The 26245-nt window shown below is 42.7% G+C and carries 20 protein-coding genes; 12 read left to right on the top strand and 8 right to left on the bottom strand.

Annotated features, from left to right (window positions below; translation table 11 throughout):
• Positions 1-12: 12 nt before the first annotated feature.
• From mlaE to ACJMKR_RS02830, 6 genes are read left to right on the top strand one after another with little or no spacing between them, the layout of a single operon-like run.
• Positions 13-774 carry a lipid asymmetry maintenance ABC transporter permease subunit MlaE gene (gene mlaE, locus ACJMKR_RS02805; RefSeq protein ID WP_423064170.1) on the top strand — a complete coding sequence of 254 codons (762 nt, stop codon included), beginning with the start codon at positions 13-15 and terminating at the stop codon, positions 772-774.
• Positions 775-776: 2 nt separating this feature from the next.
• Positions 777-1295 carry an outer membrane lipid asymmetry maintenance protein MlaD gene (mlaD, locus tag ACJMKR_RS02810; RefSeq protein ID WP_423063682.1) on the top strand — a complete coding sequence of 173 codons (519 nt, stop codon included), beginning with the start codon at positions 777-779 and terminating at the stop codon, positions 1293-1295.
• Positions 1282-1890: an MlaC/ttg2D family ABC transporter substrate-binding protein gene (locus ACJMKR_RS02815; RefSeq protein ID WP_423063683.1), complete on the top strand. Its 609-nt coding sequence runs from the start codon at positions 1282-1284 to the stop codon at positions 1888-1890. The genes mlaD and ACJMKR_RS02815 overlap by 14 nt, the downstream gene beginning before the upstream one ends.
• A gap of 2 nt (positions 1891-1892) precedes the next feature.
• Complete coding sequence (locus ACJMKR_RS02820) at positions 1893-2189, top strand: STAS domain-containing protein (protein WP_423063684.1); 297 nt, start codon at positions 1893-1895, stop codon at positions 2187-2189.
• A gap of 3 nt (positions 2190-2192) precedes the next feature.
• A complete protein-coding gene (gene murA, locus ACJMKR_RS02825) occupies positions 2193-3503 on the top strand; it encodes a UDP-N-acetylglucosamine 1-carboxyvinyltransferase (RefSeq protein ID WP_423063685.1) in 1311 nt (436 codons plus the stop codon).
• Positions 3504-3527: 24 nt separating this feature from the next.
• Complete coding sequence (locus ACJMKR_RS02830) at positions 3528-6125, top strand: bifunctional aspartate kinase/diaminopimelate decarboxylase (protein WP_423063686.1); 2598 nt, start codon at positions 3528-3530, stop codon at positions 6123-6125.
• A gap of 13 nt (positions 6126-6138) precedes the next feature.
• Here ACJMKR_RS02830 and ACJMKR_RS02835 read toward each other — a convergent pair whose 3' ends face one another.
• The 6 genes from ACJMKR_RS02835 to rluD all read right to left on the bottom strand — a co-directional run bounded on the left by ACJMKR_RS02835 (position 6139) and on the right by rluD (position 14769).
• Complete coding sequence (locus tag ACJMKR_RS02835) at positions 6139-6666, bottom strand: HdeD family acid-resistance protein (protein WP_423063687.1); 528 nt, start codon at positions 6664-6666, stop codon at positions 6139-6141.
• Between the two features lie 881 nt (positions 6667-7547).
• The gene (locus ACJMKR_RS02840) at positions 7548-10610 is read right to left on the bottom strand and encodes an efflux RND transporter permease subunit (RefSeq protein WP_423063688.1); all 3063 of its coding nucleotides are present in this window, start codon (positions 10608-10610) and stop codon (positions 7548-7550) included.
• Positions 10611-10616: 6 nt separating this feature from the next.
• Entirely contained in the window at positions 10617-11675 is a 1059-nt protein-coding gene (locus tag ACJMKR_RS02845; protein WP_423063689.1) for an efflux RND transporter periplasmic adaptor subunit, read from the bottom strand.
• A complete protein-coding gene (locus ACJMKR_RS02850; RefSeq protein ID WP_423063690.1) occupies positions 11672-13021 on the bottom strand; it encodes a Do family serine endopeptidase in 1350 nt (449 codons plus the stop codon). The genes ACJMKR_RS02845 and ACJMKR_RS02850 overlap by 4 nt, the downstream gene beginning before the upstream one ends.
• A gap of 52 nt (positions 13022-13073) precedes the next feature.
• Positions 13074-13820 (bottom strand): peptidoglycan editing factor PgeF, encoded by a 747-nt coding sequence (gene pgeF / locus ACJMKR_RS02855; RefSeq protein WP_423063691.1) that lies wholly within the window; start codon positions 13818-13820, stop codon positions 13074-13076.
• On the bottom strand, positions 13795-14769 hold the full coding sequence (gene rluD / locus ACJMKR_RS02860; RefSeq protein WP_423063692.1) for a 23S rRNA pseudouridine(1911/1915/1917) synthase RluD: 975 nt from the start codon (positions 14767-14769) through the stop codon (positions 13795-13797). The genes pgeF and rluD overlap by 26 nt, the downstream gene beginning before the upstream one ends.
• Before the next feature lie 70 nt (positions 14770-14839).
• Between rluD and ACJMKR_RS02865 the strand changes: the two genes are divergently transcribed.
• The 4 genes from ACJMKR_RS02865 to ACJMKR_RS02880 are packed head-to-tail and all read left to right on the top strand — an operon-like array spanning position 14840 to position 20435.
• Complete coding sequence (locus tag ACJMKR_RS02865; protein ID WP_423063693.1) at positions 14840-15607, top strand: outer membrane protein assembly factor BamD; 768 nt, start codon at positions 14840-14842, stop codon at positions 15605-15607.
• Positions 15608-15638: 31 nt separating this feature from the next.
• A complete protein-coding gene (locus tag ACJMKR_RS02870; protein ID WP_423063694.1) occupies positions 15639-16250 on the top strand; it encodes a hypothetical protein in 612 nt (203 codons plus the stop codon).
• A gap of 51 nt (positions 16251-16301) precedes the next feature.
• Positions 16302-18746 carry an acyl-CoA dehydrogenase gene (locus ACJMKR_RS02875; protein ID WP_423064171.1) on the top strand — a complete coding sequence of 815 codons (2445 nt, stop codon included), beginning with the start codon at positions 16302-16304 and terminating at the stop codon, positions 18744-18746.
• A gap of 3 nt (positions 18747-18749) precedes the next feature.
• Positions 18750-20435: an AMP-binding protein gene (locus ACJMKR_RS02880; protein WP_423063695.1), complete on the top strand. Its 1686-nt coding sequence runs from the start codon at positions 18750-18752 to the stop codon at positions 20433-20435.
• Positions 20436-20917: 482 nt separating this feature from the next.
• On the opposite strand, the gene ACJMKR_RS02885 is transcribed toward ACJMKR_RS02880, so the two are convergent.
• Complete coding sequence (locus tag ACJMKR_RS02885) at positions 20918-21358, bottom strand: hypothetical protein (protein ID WP_423063696.1); 441 nt, start codon at positions 21356-21358, stop codon at positions 20918-20920.
• Between the two features lie 127 nt (positions 21359-21485).
• A complete protein-coding gene (locus tag ACJMKR_RS02890) occupies positions 21486-23432 on the bottom strand; it encodes an acetoacetate--CoA ligase (RefSeq protein ID WP_423063697.1) in 1947 nt (648 codons plus the stop codon).
• A 156-nt stretch (positions 23433-23588) separates the two neighbouring features.
• Between ACJMKR_RS02890 and ACJMKR_RS02895 the strand changes: the two genes are divergently transcribed.
• Both ACJMKR_RS02895 and ACJMKR_RS02900 read left to right on the top strand, forming a co-directional pair.
• Positions 23589-24974, top strand: a complete 1386-nt coding sequence (locus tag ACJMKR_RS02895) for a cryptochrome/photolyase family protein (RefSeq protein ID WP_423063698.1) — start codon at positions 23589-23591, stop codon at positions 24972-24974.
• A 277-nt stretch (positions 24975-25251) separates the two neighbouring features.
• Positions 25252-26085, top strand: a complete 834-nt coding sequence (locus ACJMKR_RS02900; RefSeq protein WP_423063699.1) for an MFS transporter — start codon at positions 25252-25254, stop codon at positions 26083-26085.
• Positions 26086-26245 lie beyond the last annotated feature (160 nt).

A 26245-nucleotide genomic window follows, 5' to 3' on the forward strand; every position in this document is an offset into this window, starting at 1 on the left:
CAGATTCAAACAATGGGCCGTGCTGGGCTCAATTTTTGTCAAAAAATTGGACAATCTGGTATTTTTGTTGTGCGTGTCGTCTTTCAGGTGCCAAGATGGCGGCAGGCGTGGCCATTATTAGCCGAGCAACTCTATCGAGTTGGGGTGCTCTCACTCGTGATTGTTCTATTATCTGCTATGTTTATAGGTATGGTAGTCGCATTACAGGGTTACAACACCCTAAGGAAGTTTGGTGCAGAACAGGAGTTAGGCCAACTTTTAGCGTTGAGCGTCGTTCGCGAATTGGGACCAGTGATTACCGCATTATTATTCGCAGGACGTGCCGGCTCAGCGTTAACGGCCGAAATTGGATTGATGCGGGCAACCGAACAATTAAGTTGCATGGAGATGATGGCTGTTGATCCTTTGTGGCGAGTCATTGCTCCACGTTTTTGGGCTGGAATGATTTCGATGCCCATTCTTACTATTTTATTCAATATTACTGCAATTTACGGCGGCCAATTAGTGGGTGTTGATTGGCTTGGTGTAGATGGCGGTTCTTTCTGGGCGAACATGCAATCAGCGGTGAGTTTCCGTACAGATATTGTGAACGGAATTATCAAAGCGATCGTGTTCGGGTTTGTCATTACATGGATTTCTGTTTATCAAGGATATCATGCCGCGCCTAATTCCGCGGGGATTAGTCGTGCTACTACAAAAACTGTAGTATATTCGTCGCTCATGACGTTGGCATTAGATTTTGTCTTAACGGCAGTTATGATGGGGGGTTGGTAACCTTGAAAGCAAGATCGATCGAATTTATTGTGGGCATTTTTATGATGGCGGGCCTAGCGGCGCTAATTTTATTGGCGTTTAAGGTGAGTGGCCTAGCATCGTTTGGCACGAGTCAAACTTATACGTTAACGGCAGACTTTGACAATGTCGGTGATTTGAAAGTACATGCACCGGTATCTATATCGGGTGTGCGCATTGGGCAAGTCAGTGGTATTTCCATCGATAGAGACAATTTCCGTGCGAAAGTTACGTTGCAAATCGAAAATAAAATGGATTCTCTGCCGATCGACACGTCAGCCAGTATATTCACACAAGGTATTTTAGGCTCCAATTACATCAATTTGACACCAGGTTTTGAAGAGCAAAATCTAAAGAATGGCGACAGAATCGAAACCACGCATTCTGCGCTTATTTTAGAAAATTTGATTGGGCAGTTAATTTATAATCTACAAGGAAAAAGTAATAAGGATGTGACTACAAAAAACAATATTAAAGAAGGAGTCACTCATGAAGCGCCTTAAAAAATGGGCTTTATTATTTCCATTATTCGTATTCTGTAGCTTAGTGTTTGCAGCGCCTTCGCCTTTGGCGACGATGCAATCGGTTGCAAATCAAACGTTATCGTATTTACAAAAAAATAAATCACGCTTGAAAGGCAATCCGCAGCTCATTCATAGTATTGTTAATCGTGTGTTAGTGCCTCATATCGATGCAGATCGTATGGGAGGTGCTGTGGTAGGTCGACGATATTGGAGCGATGCAACACCTGCACAACGCAGTGAGTTTATCAGACAATTTAAATATTTAGTGATTTCAACTTATTCTAATGCGCTTTCCTCTTACGACGACGACAAGGTTCGGTTTTACCCAATCCGCGGGAATTCCGCAGGGCAAAAAACGGTCCAAGTGAGAAGCGTCATTATACGAAAAAATGGTCAGCGCATTTCAATAGATTACGATTTAGCACTCAGTGGTGGTCAATGGAAAGTGTATGACTTTAGCATCGAAAATGTGAGTATGGTGCAAAGTTATCGTTCACAATTTGCCGGCGTGCTGGCTCGTGGTGGTTTGCCGCTGTTGATACAACGGTTGGTTATTCATAATCGAGGTTCATAGTTGTGAGTGAGGCAACGATTAGTCGCAATAATGATGCACTGTATGTGAGCGGTGAAATTAACATTAAAACCGTGACGACATTGCGTCAATGTGGTGATTCACTCATTAATGAAATTGATACACCCATCATAGATTTTAAGGGCGTTACACAATCTGATAGTAGTGGATTAGCGCTCATGATGGCTTGGAAGCGTGCAGCGAAGAAAGGCAATAAAACGATTCAGTTTATCAACGTTCCGCCATCGTTGCATGCCATCGCGGATGTGTGCGATGTCAGTGAGATTTTAGGATTAAAATAAATAATGGATAAATTAATTATTACAGGCGGTATTACCCTCAATGGGGTCATCCGAATTTCAGGCGCAAAAAATGCTGTGCTGCCTGTTTTAGCTGCTTCATTGCTCGTTGAAGGTCCTATCACACTGAGCAACATTCCACATTTGAATGATGTTACCACCATGATGGAATTATTAGGCCGCATGGGGGCGCAAATTACTGTTGATGAGCGCATGAATATTGAAATCGACTCATCACATATCACGAATTTCCACGCACCCTACGAATTAGTTAAAACGATGCGTGCCTCGATTTTGGTGCTTGGGCCCTTATTATCACGCTATGGTAAGGCGGAAGTTTCTTTACCGGGTGGTTGTGCCATCGGTTCGCGTCCCGTTGATGTTCATATCGATGGAATGCGTGCTTTAGGTGCTGAGGTCAATGTGGTTAATGGGTTTATTCAAGCCGAAGTGAAGGGTCCATGTCTGAAAGGCGCAGAACTTAATCTTGGTAAAATCACAGTTACGGGTACCGAAAATTTAATGATGGCTGCTGCGTTAGCCGAGGGAAAAACGATTATTCACAATGCCGCGTGTGAGCCCGAAGTGCTAGATCTTGCGAATTTTCTCAATAAAATGGGCGCGAAAATTTCGGGAGCGGGTACGGACACCATTGAAATTGAAGGGGTTGAGCATTTAATAGGTGGTAGTTACAGCGTCATGCCGGATCGAATTGAGGGAGGAACCTATTTAATCGCAGCAGCAATGACGCGCGGCCACATTCAGATAAAAGAAGTTTGTCCGAATACATTAGGTGCGGTGTTGGATAAACTTCGTGAAGCGGGTGCGAGTATTAAAATCGGTGATAATTGGGTTGATCTTGATATGAAGGGTCGAAGACCGCTTGCCGTGAATGTGACGACAGCGCCGTACCCCGAATTCCCCACGGATATGCAAGCACAATTTATGGCGATGAATATCGTCGCAGAGGGTGAGTCTGTTATTACAGAAACTGTTTTCGAAAATCGATTTATGCATGTTCACGAAATGCGTCGTATGGGTGCAGATATTTCATTAAAAGGGAATAGCGCATCTTGTCGCGGCAAAGATCATTTAACGGGTGCGCCCGTGATGGCGACGGACTTGCGGGCATCTGCCGGATTGGTGTTGGCAGGTCTAATGGCGCGCGGTAACACGATCGTCGATCGCATTTATCATATCGATCGCGGTTATGAATGTATTGAAGAAAAACTTTCTCAATTAGGGGCCAAAATACAGCGTGTTTCTTCACGATCGTATTCATCGAAGCCTACTAAAAAGAATTCAAGCCAGAAATAATTTTGATCGTATTGGAGAGTCAGTGTGATTGAAGAATCATCACCATCGTGGATTGTTATTAAATTCGGCGGAACTAGTGTCGCCGACATCGATCGTTGGCGTAATATTGCTGGCATTATCGAACAACGTTTATCAGAAAATTTACGCCCCGTTATTGTTTGTTCGGCTCCAAGCGGCGTGTCGAATTTATTAGAATCTTTGTTGGAAAAAGCACTGCAGGGTGATCATGAAACTATTTTCAATCAGATTCAAGCTATTTACCAAACCTTGGCTCAAGCCATGGCAGTCGATTTTTCAGATTGTTTGCAGAGTTATTTCGATCAGTTATCACGATTAGTGCAGGGCATTTCATTATTAGGTGAAGTCAGTGCGCGCACCCAAGCGCAAATTATGGCGTACGGTGAAATCATGCTGACTGCTTTAGCCGCTGCGTATTTAAATAGCGTTGGGATTTCCACCCACTGGCAAGATGCCCGTGAATTATTAGTCGCAGCGCAATCAGATGGCCACTCACATCGCGAATTTTTATCAGCATATTGTGAGCCACGTTATGATATCGATGTGAATCGTCGATTATCCGACGTTGTTGAGCCAGTCATCATCACACAAGGCTTTATCGCAAGCAATGCACAGGGTGAAACCGTGTTGCTGGGTCGAGGTGGTTCAGACACATCGGCGGCGTATCTTGCTGTATTACTCAATGCAATTCGTTGTGAAATTTGGACGGATGTGCCGGGTATTTACACGGCGAATCCACATCAAATTCCAGAGGCGCGTTTTTTGAAGCGTCTCGATTATGATGAAGCGCAAGAAATTGCCTCGATGGGCGGCAAAGTATTGCATCCCAATTGCATCGCACCGCTTAAAATACAAGGTATTCCGTTGTATGTGAAATACACGCCTCATCCACAACGAGAAGGCACATTGATTTCTTTCGAAGGCGATCGCACGAATGTACAAATCAAATCGATATTGACACGATATGGTGTGATGTTAATTTCGATTGAAACCGTGAGAATGTGGCAACAAGTAGGTTTTTTGGCAGACGTATTTCAATGCTTTAAAAAACGTGGCATTTCAATTGATTTAGTTTCCACGTCAGAGTCCAGCGTGACGGTGTCACTGGATGGCAACATTAATAATCAAAACCAGTGCAGCATCGAGCGCTTGCTAAACGATTTAAGTCAATTTGCACAAGCAAAGGTAATCGGTCCTTGTGCTTCGATAAGTTTGGTCGGTCACAATATTCGCGCCATTTTGCATCGATTGGGTTTTGCGTTTGAGGTTTTTGAGGAGCAACAAATTCATTTATTATCCCAGGCAGCCAATGATTTGAATTTAACGTTTGTGGTTGATGAAGATCAGGCACAGCGCCTCGCGCAAAAACTTCATAATCTATTGATCGAACAAACTGAAGCGAGCTATTACTTTAATCAAAGTTGGGTGCAAGAGTTTGGTGAGACTTCAAAAACAGAAGAATCTTGGTGGCAGTTGCGAAGAAATAAACTGTTAGAAGTAGCCGCTCAAGACTCGCCACTGTATGTATACGATGAAAATACGTTGACGAATTCAATTAACGCTTTAAAAGCGTGCGATGCGATCGATCAGGTGTTTTATTCAGTTAAAGCAAATCCGCATCCGCAAATCTTGCAGCATTTTTATCAATCCGGATTAAATTTTGAATGTGTTTCGTTGGAAGAAGTTAATCATGTACTGACATTGTGTCCGAACATCGATCGCCATCGCATTTTATTTACACCCAATTTTGCTCCGCGTGAAGAGTATGAAAAAGCGCTGGCCTTAAAAATCAATGTCACGTTAGATAATGTATATCCCTTGGAACATTGGCCAGATTTATTTGTCGATAGTGAGTTATTTATTCGTATCGATACCGGTGAAGGCTATGGGCATCACAAACATGTTGTCACTTGCGGCAGCGGATCGAAGTTTGGTATTCCTTTATCAAAGCTTGATCAGTTGCGTAAATTGATTAAGCAACACCGCATTAAAGTGGTAGGATTACATGCGCACTCAGGTAGTGGTATTTTGGATTCGCAAGCCTGGAAAGGCGTGTCGTTACAATTGAGCGAGCTATTGGCCGATTTTCCGGATGCAAGTATCATTGATATTGGCGGCGGTTTTGGCGTGGTCGAAAAACCCGGGCAAAAACCCTTAGATTTAGTAGCCGTGAATGCCTCTTTGCAAGCCATCAAAGCCACGCATCCTGGAATTTCCATTTGGATTGAACCGGGGCGTTTTTTAGTGGCACAAGCTGGAGTGTTGTTAGCAAGAGTCACGCAGATCAAACAAAAAGGTGACATGCAGTTTGTAGGCATTGAGACGGGTATGAATTCGTTGATTCGACCCGCATTGTATGGCGCTTATCATGAAATCGTTAATTTATCTCGTTTAGATGAACCTAAAACGCAAATGGTGAATGTCGTTGGGCCTATCTGTGAAACTGGCGATACGCTCGGTTATTCACGACTCATTCCCAAAACTCAAGAGGGCGATTTTTTGTTAATCGCGAATGTAGGCGCCTACGGACATTGCATGAGTTCGCATTATAATTTGCGAGTGCCGGCTAAAGAATATTTTTTGCATACTCTCTGGTGCAATTGAAATGAAATAGCTGCTATGGCTGTTGAACTTTTTTCGAAAAGAATAACAGCGAAATTCCAAACAAGAGCAAATTAATTCCCACGAGTAGTCCGATAAACCAGCTCGAAATGGATGGCCATTTTATCCAAATCAGAATGGACAAAATGATCGAGACAATCCCGCTCACGACCAAGAAGCCCCAGTTGTTTGAAATGGGTTTGATTTGAATACCCATGGCAATTTGCGTGATGCCTTGAAACAAAAAGAAGATGCCGAGTAACAATGTTAAAAACATCATGCCGTGAAGGGGGTATAACAGTAGTAAAATCCCGATGATGATCGCTAACAAACAGTTGATTAATGAAATCCAAAAGGATGAGGCTTTAACGCCTTTAAAGGTGCGATAGAGTTGAATGATTCCGCCAATCAAAAGGATCCACCCGATCAGCAACGTCAAGCTGAGTGTGGTGAATGCAGGAAGAAATATGGCTAATATGCCGAGAATAATGAGAACGATGCCTTCCAAGACATAGTGTTTACGATGGTGTTGTGCACTGTCCATGTGACGTCTCCTTAGTGAGTTCAACTTATTGTTACTGTAGCGGTAATTAGCATTGTAAGCAAGTTCCTGTTAACTAATTACTTTGTAGGAAGGAACGTCCATCTTTGGTTAATCTGGACTGAAGGTTAAGGAGTATCCCTTGCTTGCCCTGAGGTCGGTAATCGTTTCCGTGCTCAAACAAGCTTCCGCTCGCTTCGCTTGCTCCAGCCAACTGCGCGCGAAAACGACCACCTCCCCGGGCGCAAGGAATACAACTGTTTTAATTAAAAAGGTATCCCTTGCTTGCCCTGAGGTCGGTGATCGTTTCCGTGCTCAAACAAGCTTCCGCATCGCTTCGCTTGCTTCAGCCAACTGCGCGCGAAAACGACCACCTCCCCGGGCGCAAGGAATACAACTGTTTAATAAAAACGAGCCAGCGCAATGTATAGATAATACATGAGCATGGCGAGGCTCGTTTTTCGCGGGAAATCACCCGCAAATGACGCTCCACATCCCGAGGGCACATAGTCTTGAATTTCAATTGCTTGGCTTACGCGATTGGTGTTACTGTTTTTCGGGAATCGCCGTCCTTGGCTGCTAAGTACTTCCATGGTACTTACGCCCGCAAAACAGTAACCCCAATCTCTCTGCCGCAATTGAAATGCTGTTTGAGAGTGGATGACTCAACGTAACCTCGTCATCCCGGAAATTTTGCATAGGGAAATGCAAAATTATCCGGGATCCAAACGGTTATCAGGGATGAGAAAAAATCATGTCATTTCGAGCAACGCGAGAAATCTCAAACGTGTGGCGCTGTGCTTTGGTCACGAGACTCCTCGCTTCACTCGGAGTGACATGGTTTGGGATGACACGTGAGCGCTCCCACTTGGCAGGTTGAAAAATTAACTTTGAGGAACTCGCTGTCTGATGCGTTTCAAGAAATTCTTGAGCTTAGCCGCATAGCTGTAAGTGACAGGTACGACGACGAGTGAAAAGAAAGTTCCAAAGAATAGGCCGCCAATGATGACCGTCCCGATTTGACGTCGGCTTTCAGCGCTCGCTCCCGAGGCAAATAACAAGGGCAGCGCCCCAAAAATCATGGCGGCTGTCGTCATTAAAATCGGGCGAAGGCGAATCGAAGCGGCTTTCACCAAAGCCTCTTTCATTTCTACGCCTTCTTCTTGCAGTTTATTCGCGAACTGTGTGATGAGAATTCCGTGTTTGGAAATCAAGCCGATCAGGGTAACGAGGCCGATATCGGTATACATATTCAATGTCCCGCCGATAACTTTTAATGATAATATAGCGCCCACAATTGATAATGGCACGGCGAGCATGATGATGAAAGGATCGAGAAAACTTTCAAATTGGGCCGCTAACACGAGATAAATAAATACGAGTGCCAGTAAGAAAATAAGTCCCATGCTGTTGCTGGATTCTAATAAATTCTCAGCTTGACCCGTGAACGCGTAGTTGATATCACTCGGTAAAATGGATGGTAATTCTTTTTGTAGATAGTTTACAACCGTACCCAAATCATAGCCGGGCTTTAACTGTGCTGCAATTTGAGCCGCACGTAAGCGATTGTAATGGGGGAGTGTTTCCTGTGATAGAACAGGTGTCAACGTCACTAAATTGCTTAATGGAACTAATTCGTTGGTGGAGTTGTTCACGTAAAATTTATCGATGCTATTTAAATTATGTAACTCATTTTGTAGTGCTTGCACGTAAACATTATAGGTTTTTCCATCCATATCAAATGTGGATATATTGCTGCCGCCCATCAATGCAGCCATGGTGTCATCGATATCTTTTACGGTAACGTTGAGTTTACCCGCCAATTCGCGATTCACGGTCATATCATATTGTTGGCTGCCATAGGAAACGTTGACGTCCACTTCTTGAAATCCCGGATAAGATTTAAGCTTATTGACAATTGCGGTGGCGTCTTTTGACAGTTGTTTATAGCCTAGTGAACCCACCAAATAGAATTCGAGCTGATGCTGCATGCTGCCACCGAAAGAAGGTGCAAATGCAGAGACATATAAACCTGGAAGTTGTGCAATTTTCGTGTTGATCGAATTGGCGATTTGTTGGGCGCTTTGAGTGCGCTGATTATATGGTTTTAGCGTCGCAAAAGCTGCATTGAATGACTGTGCGTCAGTATCAGCGATATAAACGAATGATGCTACATTGGGATTACCTACGATGATACTTGATGCCTGTTCCAACTGATCACCTAAAAATTTAATGCTGGCGTTAGGAGGTGCTGAATTTGAACCCGCGACGATTAAGCCCATATCTTCGGGAGGCATGAAGTCCATGGGTATGTGTTTGAAAAGAAAAAAGCCACCAACCGCAATTAATACAGCGGCAAGCACGATCAATATCCGCATTTTTAAAATATGAATTAAGACATTTCCATAACCCTTGGCCATGCGATCATAGAATTGTTCGACAAAATGTCCGTAGCCTTTTGCTTCGCGAACATTGCCTTTCAGAAAGCGCGAACACATCATTGGAGATAACGTGAGTGCCACAAAACCCGAAATTAATACGGCACCAGCGAGCGTAAACGAAAAGGAGCGAAATATATTGGCTGCTTGATTGTGCATTAATCCAATTGGCGCATAAACTGCGGCCAAAGTAATAGTCATCGCAATGACTGGAAATGTAATTTCTTTGGAACCCTTAATGGCAGCCACGAGTGGTTTTTCGCCATTTTCAATGTGACGATAAATATTTTCGAGCATCACAATTGCATCGTCCACCACCAAACCAATCGACAACACTAAGGCTAATAAGGTAATGACGTTAATAGTAAAGCCGAGTAGATACATTAAACCGAAGGTTGCGATGACACACACGGGTATGGTGGCAATGGGAATAATAACGGTGCGCAGTTGTCCCAAGAAAATAAAAATAACAGCAATCACACAAAGAATGGCAATAGCGATAGCGACATAAACCTCATGAACGCTTGCATTCATAAACACAGAAATATCGAACGAATGCACAATTTTCATGCCCGCGGGTAAATCGGGTTGTATGCTTTTAAGGAAATCATTGACCTGTTTTGCAGCATCCATCGGATTGGCATCCGTGGCATTGTTGATGCTGAGTAGCACACCGCGTTGGCCATTCAACTTAACGATGCTTTCCTCGCTGCTATCGTTACCGAGTTTTGCATAGCCAATGTCTTTAATACGGATGATGTTACCGTTATCATTTTTTACAATGATGTTGTTAAACTGTGATGCGGTTGTTAGTTTGGTAACGGCGGTAATTGGATAGTTGATCGTGTTGCCTTTCAGCTCACCTGCTGGTAATTCGAGATTGCTATTTTGAATGGCTGCAATGACTTGGTTAATACTCAAGCCTCGCGCGGCTATTTTTTGAGGGTCAATCCAAATGCGCATGGCATATTGATCTGCCCCAACTTCTTGAACGTTTGCGATACCGGGAATTTGTTCCATTTTATCGACTACATATCTGTCTAGGTAATCTCGAGTTGCATCGACATCACCGTGGGGGACGGTGAAACCGACATCCATCATTTCCATGTTACCCCAACCGACTTGTACCATCGGTGCATCGATGTTATTGGGTAATTGTGATCGCGCTTGGTCTACCTTGTCGCGGATTTGATTCGCAACTTCTTCGACATTGGTGCCATATTTAACCGAAATCTTAACGAGACTCGAGCCTTGATAACTGTCTGATTGAATTGTATCGATGCCTTGTATGCCACTCACAGCTTTTTCTAAAGGTGTGGTAATACTCGATTCGACTAATTTTGTACTCGCGCCTGGATAACTGGTGGTGATGTTAATCGTGTCCTGTTCGAATTTCGGGAAAAAGCGCGTATCAAGATAATTAAACCCCATGACGCCAACGACGACTAAGATGAGACTTAACACGATGGCGAGAACAGGGCGTTTAATACATATTTCTGAAAGGTTCATGCGTGTTTAAACCCTTTTGGGTTGTGCAACTTTAACTTTACTACCGTCTTTTAGTAAGAGTTGACCCTTGGTAATGATTCGATCCTGAGCATTAAGGCCTTCCATAATTTGAACTTTTCCATTAATGCGTTCGCCAATTTTAACGGGCACGGAAACGGCTTTATTATTTTTTACCACAAATACACGATGACCACTAAGATCTGCATTCACACTATCTTCAGGCACCAAAATGGCATTTTTTTCTGTGCCTAGCGTTTGTGTAACATTAACAAACTGTCCGGGTTTCAATTCGTTGTCACTGTTATCCAAGATGGCTTGTACCTGAATCGTTTGTGAATCGGGATCAACGCTAGGAGCGATGAATGAAACTTTCGCAGGTAATGTGACGCCGGGTAAGAAGTCTGCTGTGATCATTACGGACTGGCCCACCTTTAGTTTTGGTGCATAAAAGCTTGGCAATGAATAAACGACTTTTAAATGTTGTTGATCGACTAGGCTAACGAGTTTTTGTCCAGCGGTGACATAATCGCCTAGACTAAATGATTTAGCGCCGAGATAGCCTGTAAAAGGTGCTGTTAAGCTCATATCACTCAATAATGTTTGATTTGTTTTGACGAGTGCTTGGTTTTTTTCGTTGGTGACTTTGTCTTGATAGACGACCGTTTGAAGAATCAGCCCCTTTTTATACGCTTTCACATCTCGATCGTATCGTAATTGACTCATCTTTGCCTCGGCTTTCGCAGAAGCGAGATCATCGATTTCTTTGCTCGAATCTAATTTAATTAAAAGGGTGCCCTTTTTAACAAATTGACCGTCTTTAAATAATATTGCTGTAACATATCCTGCCGCTTTTGGGCTAATGTTTGTTGACTGATTCGCGGCGAGATTACCCGTTGCCGTCGCAATAACGGGGATATTGGTTACTTCAACGGGACTGATTTGGACCACTGTGGCCAGTTCGTGTGTTACTGGCTTGATCTGTTTGTGCGAAAAAACTAAAACGATGACCGCAACACACGCGACAGCAGTGATGCCAGTTAATATTATTTTACTACGCTTTTTCATGAGTTATTTTGCAACACCAAAAATAATTGTCCAGTGCCGCGAGAAACTTTCAAAAGCATTTGATCCGGTTTACTTTCGGCAACATTGATTAGTTCATTCACTGTTGGGACTGGTGTTCCATTCGCACTTAAAATAACGTCTCCTGGAATTAAACCAGCCATCGCACCGTTACTCGTATCAGAGACGCTGATCACTAAAACCCCTTTGATAATCGTGCCATCTGCTTCGAGGTCACTGAATTTTTGCAAGCGCATGCCGCCAAGAAATGGCAGTTCACGTTGCATTTGAATGGTTTTAGGATTGCCAACAGTCGCAGTTAACATCTTTTCTTGATGATCACGCAAGACAGTGATTTTGATAGCCGTTCCTGGCGCAATGATGCCGAGCATGTTGCGTAATTGTTCTGAATTACGGATGGAACTCTCGTTGACGGATTCAATCACATCTTCAGCTTGTAAGCCGGCCTTTTCTGCAGGACTATTGGGAATAATTTGCGTTACCATTGCACCGCGATCGTGTTTGAGATGCAGTGCATCCGCTAGTTCGGGTGTAATGTTTTGCGTTAAAACGCCTAACATCCCTCGTTTCACTTTGCCATATTTAATTAATTGATTAGCAACGCTTACAGCCATATCGCTGGGAATCGCAAAGCCAATGCCGATACTGCCAGCATTTGGCGTTACAATGGCGGTGTTAATACCAATAAGTTTTCCTTCCATGTCAATTAAAGCGCCACCTGAATTACCTGGGTTAATCGGTGCATCAGTTTGAATAAAATTTTGGAAACCTTCAATCGGCGGGCTCGATCGATTTAATGCACTGATCACACCTGATGTCACGGTTTGTGTTAATCCAAACGGACTGCCGACGGCCACCACAAAATCACCGACCTTTAATTGACTCGAATTGCCAACAGGCATTTGTTGTAGGTGCGTTGCTTTAATTTGGATGACGGCAATATCATAACCCTCATCTTCACCAATTAATTTTGCACGATAACGGCGGCCATCTTTTAAAGTGACGACCATGATTCTTTGATCTTTTACGACGTGCGCATTCGTGATGATGTAACCTTTTTTTGCGTTGAAGATTATACCGGAGCCAACGCCAATCATTTTGGAGGGTTGTCTCGGCTTGCCTTGTTTGTTTTGATCTAATAAATATTGTTGTTGCGGCAATTCTTTTTCAACCAGAATGTTAACCACGGAAGGTGTTACTTTGCTGAGCATTGGTGCCAAACTGGGTACGGCTTTGCCATCGACAGAAGTAGGTAGGTGTGCATAACCTACAACCGGAATGATCATGATGGCGAGAATAGCGAGGGTGAGGTGAAATAACTTTTTCATGCGCTAAAGACCCTTTGGTGGTTGCTTTAAAAATGAATAGTGTACCGGTTTACTAGGATTCTATCCATATCAGCGTTGCCATCCGGCCTGTCAAACCTTGCGCACGACGGTAGGAGAAGAAGCGCTGGCTATCGCGATAAGTGCAGAAATTTCCGCCTGTTACGTGCTTGATCCCATGGCGAGCGAGGTTGATGCGTGCTAATTCGTATAAATTCCCATACCAAGATTGGTTTCGCTGATGAAAAGCGGACTCATTGTTTTTATCACGACTGATATAGGAAGCTCTAATTTCTTCATTAATTTCAAAGGAATCAGGACCAATGGCGGGCCCAAGCCACGCTAAAACATTCTCAGGTGGGGTGTTCAGAGATTCAATCGCGGCATCGATCACGCCCGCGAGTAGACCTTGCCAGCCGGCATGAACTGCGGCGACCTCTTTTCCATTCACATCACATAATAGAAGCGGAAGACAGTCTGCGGTTAATACTGTACAAACACGATTGGGTTTGCGGGTCAACGCAGCATCGGCTTCGGGTTCGGCTCCTGAATAACTGTCAAGCGTCACGACCGTTGTGCCGTGGACTTGTTTTAGCCAAATCGGCTCATGGGGTAATGTTAATTCTCTGACTAATTGTTGGCGGTTTTGTGATACTGCTTCAGGGTCGTCTTCCACGTGTGTAGCTAAGTTGAAGCTATCAAAAGGTGCTTTACTGTGACCATTTACACGGGTGGACGTATAGGCTTTGATAGTTGGGGGTGCTGGCCAGTCGGGGTTAATATAATTCGGCTTTTGGTTCATGAGGTTCTTCTCGCAGTAGTGTTAATAAATGAGCCATATCTTTAGGCAGCGGTGCTTCCCAAGTCATTTCTTTCCCCGTGTTTGGGTGGGTTAGGGTAAGCTTTGCAGCGTGTAGTGCTTGGCGCTTAAAATTTTGTAATGCTTCTTTTAAGGGTTCGGATAGTTTGGCCGGAATTCCTTTTCTGCCATAAAGGGGATCACCGACTAACGGATAGTGGATGTGAGCCATATGAACCCGAATTTGGTGGGTACGGCCTGTCTCCAGCATAACTCGGATATAGGTGTGTGCACGAAATCGCTCTTTGACGCGATAATGTGTGATCGACTTTCGACCCTCGGTGACAACGGCCATTTTCGTGCGATGCGTGGGATGGCGTCCGATGTCGGTCTCAATGGTGCCGCCCGCGACCATCACGCCGTTCACAATTGCTTCGTATTCGCGCTTGATAGCTCTTTCACTCATCTGCTTGATTAATACATGGTGGGATTCCAGGCTGCGAGCGATGACGAGTAGGCCGGTGGTGTCTTTATCCAGCCGGTGGATAATCCCACTGCGAGGCACGGTGGCGAGTTCTGGTGCATGATGCAATAGCGCATTTGCTAAAGTGTTGTTTCTGACGCCAGCGCCAGGGTGAACGACCATTCCGGCAAGTTTGTTAATGATGATGAGTGCTTCATCTTCATAAATGATATTTAACGATAGCGGCTGGGCTTCCCATCGTTCATCGGCTTTTAAGTGAGCGATGATTTTAATTTTTTGATCTGTAAAAACTTTTTCACGCGGTAGCGTTTGAATTTGGTCATCAACTTCAACAGCGCCTGCCCGAATCCAAGTTTGTAATTGAGCGCGTGAGTATTGTGGAAACAATTTAGCCAATGCTTGATCGAGTCGGCGCCCTTCGAGTTCTAGGGATATTACACCCTCTAATTGTATTTTGTTGTTCTTCATTCAAAGTATTATATTCAGTTCTGAGTTCAGTTGCTCTATAATGGCATCTATTTTTATAGGTGAGGGACTCATGAAAAAAATCGCACTAATTTTTATTTTGATTGCACTGATTGCGGGTTGTTCCAAAAAGAATCAAGATCCCTACAAGTCATTCCGACACCAAACTTCAACGGCTATTTTCAACGGCGGTGAAAGAGCGTTGGCGAATGGGGATTATAGTCAAGCTGTTAAACAGTTTGAAGCCTTGGATGCTATTTATCCATTTGGTCCTTATGCGGAGCAAGGGCAGTTAGATATCATTTATGCTTATTATAAAAACAATGATGATCCTTCTGCGCTAGCGGCGGCGGATCGTTATATTCGATTATATCCGCGTGGCGGTAATGTAGATTATGCCTATTATATGCGTGGCATCGTTGGGTTTACGTTGGGGTTATCGTGGTTGCAAAAAATGGTAGGCACCGATCCTGCGCCGCGTGATGTGAGTACGTTGCAACAATCGTTTTCTTCATTTGCAACGGTTGTGCGATTATTTCCGCACAGTCAATATGCACCTGATTCAGTATTGCGTATGGCTTACATTCGCAATTTATTCGCGCGTCGGGAAATTGAAATTGCTAGTTTTTATATGCAGAAAAAAGCCTATGTGGCCGCAGCTAACCGTGCGAGTTATATTGTTCAGCATTTCGAGGGCTCACCAGAAGTGGTTAAGGCGCTTGCTATTATGGTCAAAGCCTATCGGTCGATGGGATTGAATAAGATGGCTGATTCCACTTACGCCATTTTACGAGCGAGTTATCCCAATTCACCGGAAGTAGCTAGATTAAGACGGGCATGAATTAATTAAATTGCTTGATGGATGGAAAGGGGTGTTCGTTCGTAAATCTGAAAGCACGAAGCACAGCGACCAAACGGTGGGTGGGCTCGGTGGTCACATTCTTCGGCGTGTTATTCATATCGCGATTGTTGCTGTTCCTCTTCTTTATTACGCTTACGCTGAACCTGTTGCGCGCTTTTTTCATTTAACACCAAAATTATCGCTGCTGGTTATTTTTGGTGTGAACATCATTGTTGAGGCCATTCGTCTCATGTTCGGTTGGACCTTTGTGGGCCATCGTCGACATGAAGAAAAAGTGATTTCATCATTTGCATGGGGGATTTTTAGTATTTGTTTGGTGTTGATCTTAGCACCTGATCGCAGTTTCGCCATTCCCATTATTTGGTCATGCGCCATCGGTGACCCCATTTTAGGTGAGTTGCGCAAAACAAAACTGAGTCGAACGTGGGTTGCATTTATTGGGGTGATTGTGATCGCAGGTATTTGGTGGATTTGCACTGCGTGGTTGGGAACCCCGTGGCGACTAGGACTCTTGATGGGTCCGTTGATAGTGGGTTTGGAATGGCCCAATATCAAATGGATCGATGACAATGCACTGATGCAGCTAATTCCATTACTTATTATACTATTGTTATACGGGTAAGAATCGCTATACTGATTTATGAAGGATGGACCCTGGAGGACTTAGATTGTGGTGGTATTTGGCTGGATCGTACTTTTCCTAGCAGTTGCTATTATTCTCGCCTTTAATCGTGCTTCTATTATTGTTAGCTCAATTGCGTTTGCCATTTTATTGGTGCTCGTTTCAGTGTTCAGTCATGCCAGTGCTGCTACTCTTATAATTTTATGGATAATCTGGGCGATTCTCGCCAGTATTTTTAATATAAGACCTGTACGTCGCCATTTATTCTCTGCCCGGTTAATAAAAATATATCGCACACTCATGCCACCGATGTCCATTAGGGAGCGGGAAGCCTTAGCCGCTGGCACGGTGGGTTGGGAAGGTGAAATGTTTAGCGGCATGCCGGACTGGAACAAATTACGGAAAATTCCAAAAGCAAAATTAACCGAAGCAGAGCAAGCTTTTTTAGACGGTCCCGTTGAAGAATTATGCGCCATGATTAACAATTGGAATATTAATCAGCGTACCTTTGAAGTGCCAAAAGAAATTTGGGTGCATCTTCGAAAGCACGGTTTTTTTGGATTAATCATACCAAAAGAATATGGTGGGAAAGCATTTTCAGCTTTAGGGCACGCACAAGTCATTGCGAAAGTAGCGAGTGTGAGTGTTGCGGTTGCCACTGTTGTCAGCGTGCCAAATTCATTGGGCCCCGCCGAATTATTATTGCACTACGGAACAGAAGAACAAAAAAATTATTATTTGCCGCGTTTGGCAAGTGGCGAGGATATTCCCTGTTTTGCGCTCACGAGTCCGGTCGCTGGTTCTGATGCAAGTTCTATTGTTGATTATGGTGTGGTGTGTCGAGAAACGATCGATGGTAAAGATACATTAGGCATCCGTCTTAATTGGAATAAACGCTATATTACCTTATCGCCCGTGGCCACAATAATTGGTTTGGCTTTTAAAATGTATGATCCTGAGCATTTGCTCGGTGATAAAGAGAATATCGGTATTACGTGCGCATTAATTCCAGCATCAACATCGGGGGTTGTTACGGGTCGTCGTCATTTCCCATTATGCTGTGCCTTTCCAAATGGTCCTACGCAAGGCAAAGATGTGTTTGTGCCATTTGACTCGATTATTGGTGGCCCGAAGATGGCGGGACACGGTTGGCGGATGTTGATGGAATCGTTGGCAGCAGGGCGCAGTATTTCATTGCCTTCGATGGCGGTGGGAGGCTCAAAGCGAATGATTTTTGCAGCGGGTGCTTATGCGCGCATTCGTGAGCAATTTAATATTTATATTGGCGCATTTGGTGGTGTGCAAGAGGCTCTAGGTCGAATCGGTGCTCATACATTTTTAATGGACGCAACGCGTTTATTTACTATTGCTGCGCTAGACCGCGGCGAACAACCGGCGGTAGCCTCAGCAATCAGTAAATGTCATGTCACTAATATGAGTCGTTCTGTAGTAAATGATGCGATGGATATCCATGGTGGCAAGGGTATTTGCATGGGGCCCAATAATTATTTGGCGCAAACATATATTGAAAGTCCAATTAGTATTACAGTGGAGGGCGCTAATATATTAACGCGATCGATGATTATATTTGGGCAAGGAGCCATTCGTTGTCATCCTTATGTTTTGAAAGAAATGCAGGCGGTGCAAGATGAAGATCAAAGAGCGGGTTTAATTAAGTTTGATCGTGCGCTGTTTTCGCATGTCGGCTTTATTATCAGCAATCAAGTGCGTGCGTTTTTTCTAGCGTTAACCTGCGGCCGTTTGGCTTGCGCACCAAAGGGTGAGTTGAAACGTTATTACCAAGAATTATCGCGTTATTGTGCTGCTTTTGCTTTGGTTGCTGATGTGGCGATGTTGACGATGGGTGGGACATTAAAACGCAAAGAAAAACTTTCTGCACGATTGGGTGATTTGTTAAGCTTGCTCTATATGGGTTCTGCATCGATAAAATATTACGAATTACTGGAAGAGAAAGAAGGATTGCCGTTTGTTCGATGGGTGTGCGAGGAAATTTTGTATCGTCTACAAACTCAGTTAAATGGATTTTTAACCAATATGCCCAATCGTTGGTTGTCATGGATTTTACGCTTGATTGTGTTTCCATTAGGTCGTCGCGCAAAGCCTCCTAGCGATGATTTAAGTAGTGAGGTTGCAAAATATTTATTATATCCGAGTCGGATTCGAGCGCGATTATCGAATCATGCCTACGTGAGTGATACAGCGAACAACCCCATCGGATCTATTGCATCTGTGTTAGAGAAAGTCATCGCGGTAGAACCCTTAGAGAAAAAATTGCATCAAGCCATTAAGCAACATGTGATTAAGGGTAAAAATTATGAGGAAAAAGTAGCTAATGGTGTCACAGCGAACGTAATTACCGCAAGTGAAGGGAAACAATTGCTCGATGCGTTTAATGCGCGAATGAGTATTATTAACGTTGATGATTTTGCCCCAGAAGAGTTAGTATCGAGATTTTCCGAAAAAACTGAAGGTTAATTCATGGAAAAAGTTTGGTTAAAAAGTTATCCCCCGGGCGTGCCTGAAACGCTGAACGTGGATACCTACAATTCGCTTGTAGAAGCATTTTTAGAGCATTGTGAGCAATTTTCTAAACGACATGCTTTTAATAATTTTAATGTAAAAATGTCGTATCATAAACTTGAAGTAATGACGCGTCATTTTGCTGCATTTTTACAAAAAGAATTAAAGATGAAAAAATCTGAGCGTTTTGCCATTATGATGCCAAACCTCTTTCAATTTCCTATTGCATTGTTTGGTGCGTTGCGTGCGGGTTTGATTATCGTCAATGTAAATCCTTTATATACTGCACGAGAATTGGCATACCAGCTTAAAGATTCCGGTGCGACGGGAATTATTGTCTTAGAAAATTTTGCCTATGAGCTTGCAAAAGCCTTGCCTCACACAGATATCAAGCACGTCATTATCGCGAAAATGGGTGACTGCTTAGGGTTAATCAAGGGAGCGTTCGCAAATTTCGTTGTGAAGCGTGTGAAAAAAATGGTACCAGGTTGGCATATTCCCCATGCCATTATGTTTAAAGACGTGATGAAACAAGGACATCATTTGCAATTGGGTGAAATCAATATTCAAGCTGAGGACCCTGCTTTTTTACAATATACGGGTGGCACAACGGGTTTAGCTAAGGGCGCTGTTCTGAGACACCGAAATTTGCTTGCGAATGTCGCTCAGTGTTTGGCCTGGGTTAAATCGGGATTAACTCTTGGCAATGAAGTTATATTGGCACCCTTGCCACTTTACCATATTTTTTCGTTAACGGTTTGTTGCTTTTGTTTTATGGCATTGGGTTCGGAATGCTTATTAATTACAAATCCACGCGATTTAAAAGGGTTTATCAAAATAATTTGTAAAAAGCCACCTACTATATTTGTGGGGTTAAATACACTATTCAACGGATTGCTACATCATCCGAATTTTTCCAAGGCCGATTTTTCACGCTTAAAATTAGTTATCGGCGGTGGCATGGCAATACAAAAATCAGTGGCCGAGGCCTGGCAGAAAGCAACGGGCAAGGTTGTGATTGAAGGCTATGGTTTAACAGAGGCAAGTCCGGTTGTTTCAATAAATCCCTTAGATATGAAGCATTATAACGGTAGTATTGGTTTACCTGTGCCCGAAACCGATGTGACAATTCGTGACGATGAAGGGAATGATTTACCGATAGGAAAAGCGGGTGAATTATGCGTGAAGGGTCCGCAAGTCATGAAAGGTTATTGGCATCGTGATGATGAAACAGCATTAGTGCTCGATAAAAATGGTTGGTTGCGAACGGGTGATATCGCTAAGATGGATGATCGCGGTTTTCTTTTTATTCTTGATCGCAAGAAAGATATGATTTTAGTTTCTGGTTTTAATGTTTATCCTAATGAGGTTGAAGAAGTGATTGTATCGCATCCCGGGGTACAAGAAGCCGCTGTTGTGGGTGTGCCGAGCGAAAAATCCGGTGAAGCCGTAAAGGCTTTCGTAGTGAAAAAAAATAAAAACAATGCCCTCACTGAAAAAGAAATCATGGATTTTTGTCGGGAACGATTGACCGGTTACAAAGTGCCAAAACAGATCGAGTTCTGCCAGCATTTACCAAAATCAAATGTGGGTAAAGTCATGCGGCGCACGCTTCGTGATGGTGAAAGCCATGTCTTTGAATGAATAGCTCCTCTTGTAATTATTTTGAAAAGTATAAAACGCTTTATTGGTTTCAATTGCCTGGTGTGCGAGATTGGGCATCTTTGTTTTTCGGGAGTCGCCATCCTTGGCTGCTAAGTACCTCCATTGTACTTGCGCCCGTAAAACAGTAACCCCAACTTCTCTGCCGCAATTGAAATGCTATTCGATCGATGCGCGCCATGGAGAGCGAAGCGAAGGCGCGTATTCCGCGGTAGGCTCGGATTTTTTGCCGAGCGTAAGCGACTGCAAAAAATCTTTACGAGCCGTCAAGTCATTTGAGAGCCCGTGCGTAGTCGAGCCGTGAGGTCGCGGAGCGCGGGCGACGAGGACGTCCGCGGCTATTTAAGTTGTCGCGTATTGCGAGTCGATTATTGACAGGGATGGCAATAATCTATCACGAGCATCGCGACACGCTTGTCGCTCAAAGCAGTAACTTCCCGCACAACTGACGCTCCGAAGTACCGTTAGTTTGCGTTATAGATATATTCTTTACCGGGAAGTTTTACTCCATACTTATTATTTTCTGCGTTAGTACGGACAGACCCAGACAAGTGTTTGCGAATGTGAGAGCAACTTCCAGAACCCGTATAATATAAGCGTTTCGAGTTTCCTAAGTTAAATTCAGGGTTAGTGCTGGATTTGCATTCGTTGATATAAATAGCACCAGTGCACCCACTCATGTCGTCACATTCAGTTTTTGCAACTAAGCTACAAGAGTCATATCTGACTGACTTGTAGACCGTCCCTGTGTAGTGAGTTTTAATATAGTTATTCAGCGAGTTTTTAATTGCATTTGCAGTATCAGTTGCTGCCTGGCTGTTGCTATAGTCACAGGCAAAGCTTGTTGTAGTGAATAGAAGAATGCAGGCAGAGAGGGGGAAAAAGAGTAAACTACGTAAATACATACTAAAGCACTCCTAATGTTAAGTAGAGCTCCAATTTTAACACACCTGTATTGGTACTACCAATTAAGTTATTTGCTCCTACAAGCAGGAGGGTGATTGAAAGTCCCGCCTGGCGCCCGATAGAATGCTATTGTAAGGCCTCAAGATCTCTGAAATAATCCAGTGCTTCGGGGTTGGCGAGCGCTTCTTTGTTTTTGATAGGTTGATTGTGGATTATTTCCTTCACGGCGAGTTCGACAATTTTACCGCTAATGGTGCGTGGCAAATCTGGCACCTGAATTATTTTAGCGGGGACATGATGTGGAGAGGTATTTTTGCGGATGAGGTCTTTAATAGTTTTAATTATCATGTCGTTTAATTTTAATCCAGATTTCAAGACAACAAATAAAATAATGCGTTCGCTATTTTCCCATTGTTGAGCAATGGCTAAGCCTTCAATGACTTCGGGAATTTTTTCGAGTTGTTGATAAATTTCGGCTGTGCCAATACGGATTCCACCGGGGTTTAAAGTTGTATCGGAGCGACCATAAATAATCATGCCGCCGTGTTTTGTTATTTCAGCGTAATCACCGTGCGCCCAAATTCCAGGGTATTTATCGAAATAGGCATGTTGGTATTTTTCACCGTTAGGGTCATTCCAAAAATAAATCGGCATCGATGGAAATGGTGCGGTGCAGACTAGCTCACCTTTTTCACCGATAACAGGCTTGCCTTCATCATTAAAAATTTTTACAGCCATGCCTAGGCCAATGCATTGTAGTTCACCACGGTATACAGGCAACATCGGATTGCCAAGTGCGAAACATGAAATAATATCGCTTCCCCCTGAAATAGAGGATAAACAAACATCACGTTTTATTTTTGTATAGACGTAGTCGAAACTCTCTGGAGTTAGAGGTGATGCTGTTGTCAGAATGCTACGGAGTTGGGATAGAGCATGTGTTTTTATGGGTTCTAAGTTTTGTTTAGCGGAGAGTTCGATGAGTTTTGCGCCTACTCCAAAAATATTAATATTAGCTTTATCGATTAAATCGTATAATGCTGTGGGCTTGGGATAAAAGGGCGCACCTTCATATAAAACAATTGTGGCGCCTACAGCAAGGCTGCTAACGAGCCAGTTCCACATCATCCAGCCGCAGGTTGTATTGAAAAATATGCGGTCTTTGGAATTTAAATTTGTATGTAATATTAATTCTTTTAAATGCTGAAGGAGTGTTCTGCCTGCACCATGAACCATGCACTTGGGTTTACCTGTTGTGCCTGAGGAATACATAATATAACCCGGGTGGTCGAAGGGTAATTGTTCAAAAGAAAAATTATTTGTACTTTGATTTAGGCAGTCAGAATAAAGTTGTGTATTTTTGAGTGAACTTATATCGGGAGTTTTATTAAGATATGGCACAACAATGGTTTGTTTTAGCGTGGGTAATGTTTCCTGAAGATTTTTAATTTTTTCGATATGATGAAAAGCCTTGCCTTTATAGGTGTGGCCATCGACGGCGAATAAAATGGTGGGTTCTATTTGGCCGAATCGATCTAATAAACCTTGCAAGCCAAAATCCGATGAACACGAAGACCATACGGCGCCGATGCTTGTAGCTGCTAACATGGCAATGACTGTTTCGGGCAGGTTCGGCAAAAAACCGGCGATGCGATCACCCGACTTTACGCCTAATGAGCGCAAGTGGTTGGATAGTGCGGTGACTTCTGAAAATAATTGATTGTAAGTTAGCGTACGATAATCGCCACGCTCGGATGCGAAAATAATAGCGAGATGTTCATCGCGGCGACGCAATAAATTTTCAGCAAAATTAAGTTTTGCGCCAGTGAACCACTGGGTGTGTTGCATTTTATTGCTTGGCACCTTAATCCCATCGGGAGGCTGTGAAGTGATCAGTTTGCAAAAATCTGCAATCGATGCCCAAAATAAGGAGGGATAATCAATCGACCATTGATATAACCGTGAGTAACTTCCAATTTGTTGATGGTGATGTAAATTTACATATTGAATAAACGCAGCCATACTACTTTGGCTACTAGCTTCACTGGAAGGTTCCCAAACAATCGCTGACATAATAGCGATTGTGCCACATTTGCACTAATTTTTTCAACTTATTGATATTTTGGAAAGAAGCAAAGAAAGTTAGTGCAAATGCGGTACACACTAACTTTGAAAACCTCTTTTTAAATTATTGTATCTAAACAAGTGGAATGCTAAGGTTAATTTAGGATGACAGCACTACTTTGGTTTCGCAATGATCTGCGTTTATCGGATAATCCCGCATTATCGGCAGCGGCTGATGCCACTCATAATTTAATTCCTGTCTATATTTTTGACAACTCTGTATCGCGTTCGCTGGGTGCGGCACAGCAGTGGTGGCTATACCACAGCTTAACTGCTTTGAGGGATGCATTGAAACGAAAGGGTGTAACGCTCGTTTTAAAAAAAGGGAATTCAAAAAAAATTCTCGTTGAACTTGCTAAGAAATATAAGGCTGAAGCTGTCTATTGGAATCGCTCTTATGATCCTTTGCTGATGAAACGTGATGCGGATATCGAAAAACATTTTGTCCGGCATGATATCAATGTGCATACCTTTAACGGTAGTTTGCTCACTGAGCCGGCGGATGTTAAAAATAAATCAGGTGAGTATTTTAAGGTCTATACACCTTATTGGCGAAGTGTTCTTGAAGTAATAGGGGATGTAAAACCATTGCCGGCCCCGCGTAAATTGGTGCAGCAATCGAAGGTGACGTCTGATCGCATTGAGTCATGGAGGCTATTGCCCAAAAATCCTGATTGGAGTAAAGGATTTAAAATTTGGAAAGTAGGTGAGAGGGCTGCTAAGCAAGTGTTGAAGCGTTTTGTAAAGAGTGGGTTAAAAAATTACGATAAAAATCGTGATCGACCTGATTTGTTGGGTACTTCGCATTTATCGCCGTATTTACATTTTGGTGAAATTAGTATTTGGCAGGTGTGGGATGCAACTAAGCAAAATAAGGCTTTTTTACGTCAATTGATTTGGCGTGAATTTTGTCAGTATGTATTATTTCATTTTCCGCAACTTGGAGATAGAAATTATAAAAAAGAATTTAATGCCTTAAAATGGAAAAAAAGCCAGAAAAAAATATATGCTTGGCAAAAAGGATTAACGGGTTATCCGATTGTTGACGCGGGGATGCGAGAGCTTTGGGCAACGGGTTATATGCATAATCGCGTGCGAATGATTGTGGCGTCTTTTTTAACGAAAGATTTATTGATTGACTGGCGTGAAGGAGAGAGATGGTTTTGGGATACTTTGTTAGACGCAGATTCTGCAAATAATGCGTTCGGTTGGCAATGGGTCGCAGGTACGGGCCTTGATGCGGCACCTTATTTTCGTGTGTTTAATCCTACTTTACAGGGTAAAAAATTCGATCCTAATGGTGAATATGTGCTGCAATGGGTGCCGGAGCTGGCTAAATTGCCGAAGAAATATATTCATGAGCCATCTAATGCGCCCAAGGAAATATTAAAAAAATCCGCTGTGCAGCTAGGTGAAAATTACCCGCTACCAATAGTAGATCACAAAAAAGCCCGCATTGCTGCTTTGGGTTACTTTAAAAAGTTAAAATGATGGGTGGGAATGATGGGTGTCACATTTGCATTAACTTTTTCAACATTTTGATTTTTTGAGAAAAAACAAAGAAAGTTAGTGTAAATACGGTACGAGTGCATTAACTTTTGCAACTAACTTAATATAAAAAATAAGTATGAACCCGGTACGCACTTATTGAGGAGTGTTTATGCTTTCATATCAATAAAATAGGGAAGTTAGTGCAAATACGGCACCCCGAGTGAGCCCCGTATTTTATACGGTGTTTGTGCCCATCTGATCCGTATAATCTAGCTTGATGAAAAAGCCGAAGCCACTCTTTATTATTTCCCTATTAGCAATATTTCCGTTGCCGCAGCTTGCCATCGATTTGTACTTGCCATCTTTGCCTGTCATGTTGCTATCAATGCATACTTCTAGCCTTCTGTTACAGTTAACTTTAACTGTATACATATTTTTTTTGGGCCTTTCACAACTTATCTATGGGCCACTTTCAGATCAATTTGGACGTAAACCTATTTTACTTATGGGGGTATTAATTTTTTCAGTGGGTAGTTTAAGTGCTGCTTTTTCAATTTCAATTTATACACTATTAATTTCTAGAGCGATACAGGGGCTTGGTATGGGATGTGGATTTACTATCGGTAGCGCTATAATAGTAGAAAGTTTCTCAGGAAAAGAATTGATTAAAATGACAACCTATTCTTCTATGGTGTATTCATTATCACCTATTTTGGCTCCAGTATTTGGTGGATATATACAACACTATCTAGGTTGGCAAGCAAATTTTTTGATCATGTCAGTGTTAGCAATAACTCTATTATTAGCCATCTATGTATTCGTGCCAGAAACAAACAGACATTTAAAATCTACTGCTTTAAACAGAAAAAATCTAATAAATACCTATGCTCATATGATTAAAAGTATAGTATTTCTAGGGTATATAGGGATATTAACTTTAATTTTTGGAATTATGGTTACTTTTAACGTGGTCGGTCCTTTTCTGATGCAAAATAAATTTAATATATCAGCGTTAATCTACGGAAAATTTCTTTTTCTAGTAGGCGGCTCTTATTTTTTAGGAACAGTATTTAGTAGCCAGTTGACCTTTCCCCCAAACTTAACACCATGACATGGATGAGATTTCCAATTATTCTACGACCGAGGAGATCTCAACATGAAAAAACGTTATATTGGACTTTGGATAAATTTATAAAAATAATTAAAAATTGCTTGACATAGAAACCGAAAAAAAATTTTACGTTGTAAACAACGTTTGTTCGAAAAAATAA

It is taken from the genome of Candidiatus Paracoxiella cheracis (genome assembly GCF_049348705.1).
GTDB classification, from domain to species: domain Bacteria; phylum Pseudomonadota; class Gammaproteobacteria; order Coxiellales; family Coxiellaceae; genus Paracoxiella; species Paracoxiella cheracis.